Raw genomic sequence first — 12,061 nt, 5'->3', positions numbered from 1 at the left:
TCTCCTTAGCTCTTCACCGGATTCGGTTTATTGCGATCAATGCCGTACTTGCGCATCGCCTCCAAAACCTGCTCCTGTTTGATGTCGCCATCCGCCGACAGCGCACTCAGGGCGGCCACCACCACGTGGTAACGATCCACCTCGAAGAAACTGCGCAGCCGTTCGCGGGTGTCGCTGCGACCGAAGCCGTCGGTGCCCAGCACCTCATAGCGGGACGGCACCCAACGGCGGATCTGGTCGGCGTAGAGTTTCATGTAGTCGGTGGAGGCCACCACCGGGCCCTTCTGTTTCTCCAGGCACTTGGTGACGTAGGACTGCTTGGCCTTGTCGTCGGGATGCAGCTTGTTCCAGCGATCCACATGCTGCCCGTCGCGGGCCAGCTCGTTGAAGCTGGTTACGCTCCAGACGTCGCTGGCCACGCTGTAGTCGTCCCGCAGCAGTTGGGCCGCCGCACGGACTTCGTTGAGGATGGCGCCGCACCCCAGCAACTGGACCCGCGGCGTTTTCTTGCGGCCCTTGGTCTCCACCGACTCCAGCTTGTACATGCCCTTGATGATGCCGTTCTCGATGCCCTTGGGCATGGCCGGCTGCGGGTAGTTCTCGTTCATGATGGTGAGGTAGTAGAAGACGTTTTCGTTGTCCTCGTACATCCGCTTCATGCCATTGTGGACCACCACCGCCAGTTCGTAGGCGTAGGCCGGATCGTAGGTCACGCAGTTGGGAATCGTCTGCGCCAGGATGTGGCTGTGACCGTCCTGGTGCTGCAACCCCTCGCCGTTGAGCGTGGTACGCCCCGAGGTGCCGCCCATCAGGAAACCGCGGGCCTGGATGTCGCCGGACGCCCAGGCCAGGTCGCCCACCCGCTGGAACCCGAACATGGAATAGAAGCTGTAGAACGGGATCAGTGGGAAATCGTTGGTGCTGTAGGAGGTGGCGCAGGCCATCCAGGCCGCCATGGAGCCGTCCTCGGTAATGCCTTCCTCGAGGATCTGGCCTTTCTTGTCCTCCTTGTAGTACATGATCTGGTCGCGATCCTGGGGCGTGTACTTCTGTCCTTCGGAGGTGTAGATCCCCAGTTGCCGGAACATGCCCTCCATGCCGAAGGTCCGCGCTTCGTCCGGTACGATCGGCACCACTCGCTTGCCGACCCGCTTGTCCTTGGTCAGGGAGGTCAGCAGGCGCACGAAGGCCATGGTGGTGGAGATTTCCCGATCGCCGGAACCTTCCAGCAGGTTGCTGAAGATGTCCAGGTCGGGAATCTTCAGCGGCTGGCTGTCCTTGCGGCGTTTGGGATAGAAGCCGCCCAGCTCCTGCCGGCGCTTCTTCATGTAGACCATTTCCGGGCTGTCCGGTGCCGGACGGTAGTAGGGCACATCCTTCAGCTCTTCGTCCTTGAGCGGGATGTTGAACCGGTCGCGGAACGCCTTGAGACCGTCGATGTCCAGTTTCTTCAGCGAGTGTGCCGTGTTCTGTGCCTCGCCGGCGGCGCCGAAGCCGTAGCCCTTGATGGTATGGGCCAGGATCACGGTCGGCTGTCCCTTGTGATGGACGGCCTGGTGATAGGCGGCATACACCTTGTAAGGATCGTGGCCGCCGCGATTGAGCTGGCCGATGTCCTCGTCGGACAGGTCTTCGACCATTTTCGCCAGTTCGGAATAGCGGCCAAAGAAGTGCTTGCGGGTGTAGGCCGCGCCGTTGCTCTTGAAGTTCTGCAGGTCGCCGTCGCAGCACTCGTCCATCGCGCGTTGCATGATGCCGTCGGTATCGCGCTCGAACAACTGGTCCCACATGCGCCCCCAGACCACCTTGAGCACGTTCCAGTTGGCGCCGCGGAACACCCCTTCCAGCTCCTGGATGATCTTGCCGTTGCCACGGACCGGGCCGTCCAGGCGCTGCAGGTTGCAGTTGATCACGAAGATCAGGTTGTCCAGATTCTCGCGGCCGGCCAGGGCAATCGCCCCCAGGGTTTCCGGCTCATCGCACTCGCCGTCGCCGACGAAGCACCAGACGTGGCGGTCGCCCATGTCGATCAGTTCACGGCTGTGCAGATACTTCATCACATGGGCCTGGTAGATCGCCTGGATCGGCCCGAGGCCCATGGACACCGTCGGGAACTGCCAGTACTCCGGCATCAGCCACGGGTGTGGATAGGAGGACAGCCCGTTGCCGTCCACCTCCTCCCGGTACTTGTCCAGGTGCTCCTGATCGAACCGGCCCTCCAGGAAGGAGCGGGCGTAGATGCCCGGCGAGGAATGCCCCTGGAAATAGACCAGGTCCGACTCCTGTTTTTCGTTGCCGGCATTGAAGAAGTAGTTGAAACCGACGTCATACAGTGTGGCCGCCGAAGAAAAGGACGAAATGTGGCCACCCAGTTCCCCGGGACGCATGTTCGCCCGCAGCACCATGGCCAGGGCATTCCAGCGGATCAGCGAGCGAATGCGCCGCTCCATGAACAGGTCGCCCGGCATCCGGGCCTCCTGCGTTACGGGAATGGAGTTGCGGAACGGCGTGGTGATCGAATAGGGGAGCTGGGTGCCGTCGCGGCTGGCCCGTTCCGACAGGCGTTCCAGGATAAACTTGGCGCGCTCTATCCCTTCGTTCTCGATCAGGGAGTCCAGAGCCTCCATCCATTCCTGGGTTTCGATAGGATCTTCGTCCTGATGCATCCGACCCTCCTCGTAAGGCGTCAAATTGTCGTGGCAGGAAACTGCTGTCCGGGCCCGGACGGTATCGCTGCTTGCCGGACCCGATGAGCGGCCGGCCCTGAAGTGTCGGGAAAGCCTCGCAAAACGCTCCAATAAGCATAGAACAGCTTCAATTTCTTGCAGGCCGGTTTGTCAGACCCGCAGCGGCCCCGGCACGGGGATACGGATAAGCAATGATGGCCGGGGCGCGGCACGCTCCATGGGTTTGTCGATGACCCCGGGCAACGGTCCCACAGACAAACCGATGGGGCGCCGGATACGGCTGGAGAATGCCTACCTTGGCGCTTTGGCCCCCATTACGACAAGTCGCTTGCGACCAATGTCTGAGCCCGGGAGTTTCTATCTTGCCTCGATAGCACACTAGTCTATAGAGAGCATCCTCACTAATGCCGGGTTATTGCATGAACAGTCCCGCAATCCAACGCGTATACCTTTTTGGCACCTGCCTGATCGACGTCTTCCATCCCGCTGCCGGCCTGGCCTCCGTGCAACTGCTGGAACGGGAAGGCATCGAGGTGGTGTTCCCGGAGGAACAGACCTGCTGCGGGCAGCCACCCTACAATTCCGGCTACGATGAGGAAGCCCGGGCCGTTGCCCGGCAGGTGGTGCGGCGCTTCAGTGAGTCGATCCCGGTGATCGTGCCGTCCGGCTCCTGCGCCGGGATGCTGCGTCAGCACTACCCCAGCCTGCTGGCCGACGGGCCGCTGGCCGATGCCGCCCGGGATCTGGCGGCCCGCACCTACGAACTGCACGAGTTCCTCCATCGGGTGTTGCAGGTGCGATGGCAGGATCACGGGGATCCGGTGAAGATCGTGATGCACACCTCCTGCAGCGCGCGCCGTGAAATGGGCGTGCGCGAAGACGGTCTTGCCCTGCTCAGGCAGCTCGAGGGCGTGGAAGTCTGCGAACCGGAAAGCGCCGAGACCTGCTGCGGTTTTGGCGGGACCTTTGCCGTGAAGATGTCGGAGATTTCCGCCGCCATGGCGACCGACAAGTGCCGCGCCGTCCAGGCGACCGGCGCCGATCAGCTACTCAGCAGCGACTGCGGCTGCCTGCTCAACATTGACGGCATGCTGCGCAAGCAGGGCGCCCACCTGCCGGCCGAACACCTGGCGGAATTTCTCTGGAAGCGGACCGGAGGCGATACTCCATGAGCGGTTTCACCAACCATCCCGATCAGGACTTCGGCGTCCGCATCCACGACGCCCTGGGCGATGCAGAGCTGCGGGAGAGTTTTCACGGCGCCATGACCTTCCTGCGGGACAGACGCCGCGCCCAGTTCCCCGATCCCGAGGCGCTGGAGACCCTGCGCGACAGCGGCGCCGCCATCCGCGACCGGGCCCTGGCCCAGTTGCCGGACCTGCTGGAGCAACTGGAAGACCGCTGCCGCCACAACGGCATCCAGGTGCATTGGGCCGAGACGGCGGAAGACGCCAATCGCATCATCACCGGGCTGATCCGGGCGGTGAACGGCAAACGCATCGTCAAGGGCAAGTCCATGGCGACCGAGGAGATCGGCCTCAACACCGCCCTGGAAGCGGCCGGCTTCACCTGCCTGGAGTCGGACATGGGCGAATACATCGTCCAGCAGGCCCATGAGACGCCGTCGCACATCATCATGCCGGCCATCCACCGCAACAAGGCCAGCATTGCCCGCCAGTTCGCCGAGCAGATTCCCGATACGCCCTATACCGAGGATGTGGACGAGCTGATCGGCACCGGACGGCGGGTCCTGCGCCGGGCCTTTGCAGAGGCGGACGTGGGTATCTCCGGGGTGAACTTTGCGGTCGCCGAAACCGGCACCCTGTGCCTGGTGGAAAACGAAGGCAACGGCCGGATGTCCACCACGGTGCCGGATACGCACATTGCCGTGATGGGCCTGGAGAAAGTGATCGAGAAGCTGGCCGACCTGCCGGACCTGATGCGCCTGCTGCCCAAGTCCGCCACCGGTCAGGCGATCACCACCTACGTCAACATGATCAGCGGCCCGCGCCGGGACGACGAGAGCGACGGTCCGCGCCAGGTCCACCTGGTGCTGCTCGACAACGGCCGCAGCCGGATCTATGCCGACCGCCAACTGCGGGCGACGCTGCGCTGCATTCGTTGCGGTGCCTGCATGAATCACTGCCCGGTGTACGAGCGTCTGGGCGGCCATGCCTACGGCACGGTCTATCCCGGCCCCATTGGCCAGGTGGTGATGCCCCAGTTGTTCGGACTGGACCACGCCGGAAAGCTGACCCAGGCCTGCAGCCTGAACGGCGCCTGCGGCGAGGTGTGCCCGGTGCGGATTCCCCTGCCTGACCTGATTCGCCGGCTGCGCCATGAAGGCGTCAGCACCGACCCCGCCAGCCCGGTGCGCGGACACGGCCGCCAGCGACGATTCAGCGAGGCGCTGATCTGGCGCGTCTGGTGCTTCATCCACACCCGGCCACCGCTCTATCGCCTGGTGACGCGCGTGGCCACCCGCGCCCGCCACTGGTTACCGCCACTGCCCCGGGCCTGGACCCGGCATCGGGCGCCACTTCAGCCCGCGGACCGCAGTTTTCAGGAGATGATGCGCCACCGGGAGGACCGCCGTTCATGAAACCCCGCGACCGCATACTGTCCCGGCTCCGTCATGGGCGCGCCGCGTCGCCGGCGGCGCCCTACCCGGCGCCACAGGCCCAGGCAACGGCCGACTCCGCACCGGACATCGACGCCATGGTCACCGCCCTGCAAGCGGCCCATGCGGAGGTGTTCCGGATGGACGAGTCCGCCTGGCCGGATCACCTGGCCTCGCTTGCGGAACAGCGCGCCTGGCAGCAATGGTGGGTTGGACGGGACGAGGTGGCTTCCACCTGGCAGGCTCACGGATCGGCGCCGTCGGTTACGGTGTTTGAAGACTGGGAGCGCCAGAAATCGACGCTGTTCGAATCCGCACCGATTGGTCTCAGTCTCGCCCAGGGCGGAATCGCCGATACCGGCACGCTGATCGTCGAGAGCGGGTCCGCAGTGCCGCGCACCCTGTCGCTGGTGCCGCCGGTGCATGTCGTCGTCGTCCGGGAGAACAGCCTGTTCCCCGACATGGCAACGGCCATGGTGCACTACAGCCGGCACGGCATGCCCACCAACCTGATCTTCATCTCCGGGCCGTCCAAGACGGCGGATATCCAGCAAACGATGGCCTATGGTGCCCATGGCCCGAGGGAACTGATCGTCTATCTCTGTCGTTGAGTGTGCGTCTGTCCCCGTCCATGGCAGACGCACCATTCCATCGTGTCTCGAAATATTTTTACGCCGCCCTGCCGCGAAAGCCCCGAATTTTCCATCCATATTTCATGATATTGTCGATCAATTCGCCTCTAACCGCCTACTGTCACTGACAAATTAATTAGACCTGAAAATATTCAGGCAATTCGGTATACTCCGCTTCCCGATTCTTGCCGGGGCTTAAGGAGGGAGTAACAGCCAGAGGAACACCGCATCGATTGTGCGCTTTTTTGCGCAGCCTCTTTCCTTTTGCCTCAGACATTTGCCGACGGCGCCAGAGAAGCGCCCGATAGAGCCAACATGAGAGAGGGAGGCCCATGAACTCCATTGTTAACGCCCCTGAGACGTTCTCCGCACGCATTCCCACCGTCGAATTCGAGGAGCGTCGCTTCCAGGTCTATACCGACCGCCAGCTGGACAGGATCGAAGCCATCCAGTCACTGCCCGAAGAGACCCTGTTCGAGATGAAAGTGGTCTCCAGCGTGCTGCCATTCCGCGTCAACGAATACGTCATCAATGAGCTGATCAACTGGGACCAGGTGCCCAACGATCCGATCTACCAACTGGTCTTTCCGCAGCGCGGGATGCTCAGACCCGAGCACTACGAGCGCATGGCGGAAATGCACCGCAGCGGGGCGGACAAGAAGGAAATCCAGGCCGTTGCCAAGGAAATCCGCGACGACCTGAACCCCCACCCGGCCGGCCAGATGCAGATGAACCTGCCCAAGCTGGACGGCGAGGTACTCGAAGGCGTGCAGCACAAATACCGCGAAACGGTGCTGTTCTTCCCGTCCCAGGGCCAGACCTGCCACTCCTACTGCACCTTCTGCTTTCGCTGGGCCCAATTCGTGGGCGACAAGGACCTGAAGATGGCCAGCACCGACGCCGAGACGCTGCACGGTTACCTGCGCAACCACACGGAGGTCTCCGACCTGCTGGTCACCGGCGGCGACCCGATGGTCATGAAGACCAAGAACCTGGTGCAGTACCTGGAGCCGCTGCTGGAGCCGGAGTTCGATCACATCCAGACCATCCGCATCGGCACCAAGGCGCTGACCTTCTGGCCGTACCGGTTCGTGACCGACAAGGATGCGGACGAGCTGATCGATTTGTTTGCCCGCCTGGTGGAAGGCGGCAAGCATGTGGCGATCATGGCCCACTACAACCACTGGCAGGAAATCACCACCGAGATCGCCGAGGAAGCCATCCGCCGTATCCGCGCGACCGGCGCCGAGATTCGCGCCCAGGGCCCGCTGATCAAGCACGTCAATGACGATGCCGAAGCCTGGGCCAAGATGTGGAAGAAGCAGGTCAAGCTGGGCATCATCCCCTACTACATGTTCGTCGAGCGGGACACCGGCGCGAAGAACTACTTCGAGCTGCCGCTGGCGCAGGCCTACGAGATCTACCGCGAAGCCATGAAGAACGTCTCCGGCCTCGGCCGTACCGCGCGTGGCCCATCCATGAGTGCCGGTCCGGGTAAGGTGGAAGTCCAGGGTATTGCCGAGATCAAGGGCGAGAAGGTGTTCGTCCTGCGCTTCCTGCAGGGCCGCAACCCGGACTGGGTGCAGCGCCCATTCTTCGCCAAGTACAGCGATACGGCCACCTGGCTGCACGAACTGGAGCCGGCCTTTGGGGAAGAGAAGTTCTTCTTCGAAGACGAGTACGAGGCGATGCGCAAGGGGAATGGCTAAGCCATTTCACCTGTGAGCGAGAAGCCGGACCATGTGTCCGGCTTTTTTGTTCCTGCCCCAATGATCCTTGGTTTTCGACGGTGGGGCTGACGCCAATGAAATCCTATACCCGGGGAGTCGAAGCGAATGGGCGCCATCGCTGGAGCAGAGGACAGGATGTCCTCGTCGCATAAGCGGCCACGGACGGCCCTCTTAGGCGACGGAAGCGATGGCGCCCATTGGCTTCAGGCACCCGATCCGAGCAAGCCACCAAGCCAATTATTAAACGTTTTACCCACGACGCCCACGCTTCGGCACAAATCCTTCCGGCTTATCCCGCAACCAGTCGACGAACGTGCGCAGGTCGTCCAGTTGCATCAATTTGTCCCGGGTGTTGTAGTGCATGCCCAGCTCGTACTCCGAGCAGGTGCCGTGGATGGCATTATGGCAGGGACGGCAGACCCACAGGGTGCGGGTAATCATGTCGTCACGGGTGAAGAGTTTCTGGAAGCGCTTCTTGCTGTGTAAGCGGCGGGGGATCAGGTGGTGTCGCGTGAGCTTGGCGACAGGACGCTCGCAAAGCTCACAGCGATCCGGTTGCGGGGGCAGTTTCAGCATCATGGGTCACCGGCTGCGCCCCGGACAATCAGTGCATCAGGGTATACAGCTTGCGGCGGTAGGTTCGCACGTCGGGATTGGTGTTGCCCAGCTTGTCGAACAGCTCGATGAGCGTGGTCTTGGCCACCCCGTCCTTGTAACCCGAATCGACCTGCATCAGGCGGATCAGGAGCTCCATTGCCTGGGCGTTGTTTTCCTTGATGACGTGCTGCAGGGCCAGTTGGTGCAACGCCTCGGAATCCTTCGGATCCACCTCCAGGCGCTTTTCCAGGTCCGCGACCGGCGCCAGTTGCCCGGCCTGTTCCATGAACTTCAGACGCGCCGCCAACTGGCGGGCGTGCGGTTGCATCTTATCCTCCGGCGCCAGGCTGTCGAGGATCTGCTGGGCCGTTTCCGTATCGCCCAGCTCCGCCTTGATCTGGGCCAGGTCGATCAGGACAGCGGTGTTTTCCGGGTCGGCCTGGTTCAGGCCGGTCAGGATTTCCAGGGCACCATTCAGGTCGCCCTCCTCCCACAGGCGGTTGGCCTTGTCATGGGGATTTTCCTCCGGTGGCTCGACATGCTTCTCGAGTACCTTGCGAATCTCGCTCTCCGGCAATGCGCCATTGAAGCCGTCCACCGCCTGGCCGTTCTTCACCAGCAGGATGGTCGGCAGGCTACGTACGCCCAGGTGACCGGTCAGTTCCTGTTGCTCGTCGGCATTGACCTTCGCCATCAGGAACGCGCCCCTGTATTCCTCCGCCAGCTTTTCCAGGACCGGCATCAGTTGCTTGCAGGGCGCACACCAGTCAGCCCACACATCCACCAGCACCGGCGTCTGCATGGAGGCCTGCATGACCTTCTCCTGGAAATTGTCGAGAGTGGCTTCAAATATGTAGGGAGACTCGCTCATCGGTGCAAACCTTGTCCGGACAGGAAATGTAATCAGGAAACTATATCAGACCGTAGAGCTGTTATGGCGCCATTGCCCGGGAATTCAAGCCAGGTCCTGGACTTGCCTCGCTTGAAATTCCCCGCTATGCCGTCACATACGGAAGAAAGAGAGCCTCTGAATAAGGACGCGAAGTGATCATGACCGACACCCATCACGATGACGACGACACCATGGAGTACATCGGCAAGGACGAGAACCGCCAGAGCCTTGCCCTGCCCCAGCAACTGATGCCCAAGCGCATGTACCTGCTGCCGGTCCAGAACCGCCCGTTCTTCCCCGCGCAGGTACAGCCGGTGGTGGTCAACCAGGATCCCTGGCAGGAAACCATCAAGCGGGTCAAGGAAACCGATCACCAGGTCCTGGGCCTGTGCTTCGTCGACGCCGATGAGGAAATGGCCGTTCCCGAGAGCGATGACCTGGAGATCATGGGCTGCGCCGTCCGGGTACACCAGACCCAGCGTGAGGGTGGCAAGGTCCAGTTTATCGCCCAGGGCCTGCAGCGCTTCCGGATCGTCCAGTGGCTGCGCCGCAAACCGCCGTACCTGGTGGAAGTCAGTTATCCACAGGAGCCGGAAGAGGAAGCAGACGAGCTCAAGGCCTACACCCTGGCCATCATCAGCGCCATCAAGGACCTGCTGCGCAGCAACCCGCTCTATGGCGAAGAAGTGAAGCAGTATCTGTCCCGTTTCGGGCCGGACGACAGCTCGCCGCTGGCCGATTTCGGCGCGTCCATGACCAGCGCCAAGGGCCCTGAGTTACAGGACGTCCTCAACACCGTGCCGCTGCTGCGTCGGATGGAGAAAGTCCTGCTGCTGATGAAAAAGGAGCAGGAAGTGGCCCGTCTGCAGGCGGAGATCAACGAAGAGGTCAACACCAAGGTCCAGAAGCACCAGCGGGAGTTCTTCCTGCGTGAGCAGTTGAAGGTCATCCAGCGCGAGCTGGGTATGGCCAAAGACGACAAGACGGCGGATGTGGAAAACTTCCAGGCCCGTATGGACAAGTTGGATCCACCGGAACACGTCGAGCAGCGCTTCAGGGACGAGCTGCAGAAGCTGTCCGTGCTGGAGCAGGGCTCGCCGGAATACGGCGTCACCCGCAACTACCTGGACTGGCTGACGCAGATCCCCTGGGGCCAGCATTCGAAGGATCACTTCGACCTGCAGCAGGCCCGCCAGGTGCTCGACCGCGACCACGATGGGCTGGAGGACGTCAAGGACCGCATCATCGAGTTCCTGGCCGAAGGCGCCTACCGTCAGGAGGTGTCCGGCTCGATCATCCTGTTGGTGGGTCCACCCGGTGTCGGCAAGACGTCCATTGGCCGTTCCGTGGCCGATGCCCTGGGTCGCAGGTTCTACCGCTTCAGTCTGGGCGGCATGCGGGACGAGGCGGAGATCAAGGGCCATCGGCGCACCTACATCGGCGCCATGCCCGGCAAGCTGGTGCAGGCGCTGAAGGATACCGGCGTCGACAACCCGGTCATCATGCTGGACGAAATCGACAAGATCGGTGCGTCCTTCCAGGGGGATCCCGCGTCCGCCCTGCTGGAAACCCTGGATCCGGAGCAGAACAAGGATTTCCTGGACCACTATCTGGATGTGCGAATGGACCTGTCCAAGGCGCTGTTCATCTGCACCGCCAACCAGTTGGACACCATCCCGCGGCCGCTGTTGGACCGGATGGACGTCATCCGCTTGTCCGGCTACATCGCCGAGGAAAAGCTGCTGATCGCCAAGCACCACCTGCTGCCGCGCCTGCTCAAGCGGGCCGGCCTGCTCAAGAAACAGCTCAACATTACCGACGCCGCCATTCGCCAGGTGATTGAGGGCTACGCCCGCGAGGCCGGCGTGCGCAACCTGGAAAAGCAGCTGCACAAGGTTGTCCGCAAGGGCATCGTCAAGCTGCTGGAGGATCCGGACACGCCGGTGAAGGTGGGCGTCAGCGACCTCCCCGGCTATCTCGGCCAGCCGTATTTCAAGAAGGAGAAATCGCTCAAGGGAACCGGTGTGGTCACCGGCCTGGCCTGGACGGCGATGGGGGGCGCGACGTTGAGCATCGAGGCCTCGCGCATCCATTCCAGCCAGCGAGGCTTCAAGCTTACCGGGCAATTGGGCGATGTCATGCGTGAATCTGCAGAGATTGCCTACAGCTATGTGTCTTCCAACCTGAAACGCTACAAGGGTGATCCGGCGTTTTTCGACAAGTCGTTCGTTCACCTGCACGTGCCGGAGGGCGCCACGCCCAAAGACGGACCCAGCGCCGGCGTGACCATGGCCACCGCCCTGCTGTCGATTGCCCGCAAGGAAGCGCCGCAGGCCGGCATTGCCATGACCGGGGAACTGACGCTGACCGGTCAGGTCCTACCGGTTGGAGGCATTCGCGAGAAAGTCATTGCAGCGCGACGGCAGAAGATCAATACGCTGGTCCTTCCGGAAGGTAACCGCGGCGATTACGAGGAATTGCCCGCGTACCTGCAGGAAGGTCTGGAGGTCCATTTTGCGAGGCATTTCGCCGATGTGTACACGGTTTGCTTCGGCAACAAACCCCGGCGGGGAGCGAGTGTGCACTGACGCCATGCATCGGCCCGAAGGCCGCGTTATTCCTGGCTTACAGGGTACCGGATAATTCGTACGCGCAATCCACTATGGTTCAAAACGGAGCGCATATTTACACTTTTAATCATTGAATTCATCGCATTCGCGTCGAATTCCTGTCATCTGAGAAGAGCCCATTAGGCGTCCATTTGGACGCCTTTTTTTTGGTGCGCCAGGCATGGCGCGTAGCGCCTTGACGGGCGCTGTTCTGGTACAGGTGGTGCTGGCCGGATGACTTGGGGGTGCAAGTCCCCTGTGGGCCCGGTAAGGGGAACCACTAGCCGAACGGCA

At 62.2% G+C, this 12,061-nt stretch carries 8 protein-coding genes; 5 read left to right on the top strand and 3 right to left on the bottom strand.

Annotation, left to right across the window (positions count from 1 at the left end):
* Nucleotides 1-5: 5 nt before the first annotated feature.
* Nucleotides 6-2,666, bottom strand: a complete 2,661-nt coding sequence (gene aceE / locus EZI54_RS15465; protein WP_131482788.1) for a pyruvate dehydrogenase (acetyl-transferring), homodimeric type — start codon at nt 2,664-2,666, stop codon at nt 6-8.
* 440 nt (nt 2,667-3,106) lie between these two features.
* Here aceE and EZI54_RS15460 point away from each other — a divergent pair, with 440 nt between their 5' ends.
* The 4 genes from EZI54_RS15460 (at nt 3,107) to EZI54_RS15445 (ending at nt 7,648) form a co-directional block, all read left to right on the top strand.
* On the top strand, nt 3,107-3,859 hold the full coding sequence (locus EZI54_RS15460; protein WP_131482787.1) for a (Fe-S)-binding protein: 753 nt from the start codon (nt 3,107-3,109) through the stop codon (nt 3,857-3,859).
* Entirely contained in the window at nt 3,856-5,289 is a 1,434-nt protein-coding gene (locus tag EZI54_RS15455; RefSeq protein ID WP_131482786.1) for a LutB/LldF family L-lactate oxidation iron-sulfur protein, read from the top strand. The genes EZI54_RS15460 and EZI54_RS15455 overlap by 4 nt, the downstream gene beginning before the upstream one ends.
* Nucleotides 5,286-5,918 carry a LutC/YkgG family protein gene (locus EZI54_RS15450; protein ID WP_131482785.1) on the top strand — a complete coding sequence of 211 codons (633 nt, stop codon included), beginning with the start codon at nt 5,286-5,288 and terminating at the stop codon, nt 5,916-5,918. The genes EZI54_RS15455 and EZI54_RS15450 overlap by 4 nt, the downstream gene beginning before the upstream one ends.
* A gap of 353 nt (nt 5,919-6,271) precedes the next feature.
* Complete coding sequence (locus EZI54_RS15445; RefSeq protein ID WP_131482784.1) at nt 6,272-7,648, top strand: KamA family radical SAM protein; 1,377 nt, start codon at nt 6,272-6,274, stop codon at nt 7,646-7,648.
* Between the two features lie 270 nt (nt 7,649-7,918).
* Here the strand turns inward: EZI54_RS15445 and EZI54_RS15440 are convergent, their stop codons facing one another.
* Both EZI54_RS15440 and trxA read right to left on the bottom strand, forming a co-directional pair.
* On the bottom strand, nt 7,919-8,245 hold the full coding sequence (locus EZI54_RS15440; protein ID WP_131482845.1) for a hypothetical protein: 327 nt from the start codon (nt 8,243-8,245) through the stop codon (nt 7,919-7,921).
* A gap of 28 nt (nt 8,246-8,273) precedes the next feature.
* On the bottom strand, nt 8,274-9,137 hold the full coding sequence (gene trxA, locus EZI54_RS15435) for a thioredoxin (protein WP_131482783.1): 864 nt from the start codon (nt 9,135-9,137) through the stop codon (nt 8,274-8,276).
* Nucleotides 9,138-9,316: 179 nt separating this feature from the next.
* Here trxA and lon point away from each other — a divergent pair, with 179 nt between their 5' ends.
* Complete coding sequence (gene lon, locus EZI54_RS15430; RefSeq protein ID WP_131482782.1) at nt 9,317-11,746, top strand: endopeptidase La; 2,430 nt, start codon at nt 9,317-9,319, stop codon at nt 11,744-11,746.
* Nucleotides 11,747-12,061 lie beyond the last annotated feature (315 nt).

The organism is Marinobacter halodurans (genome assembly GCF_004327985.1).
GTDB lineage: Bacteria > Pseudomonadota > Gammaproteobacteria > Pseudomonadales > Oleiphilaceae > Marinobacter_A > Marinobacter_A halodurans.
This window is presented reverse-complemented; position numbering and strand designations above follow the sequence as displayed.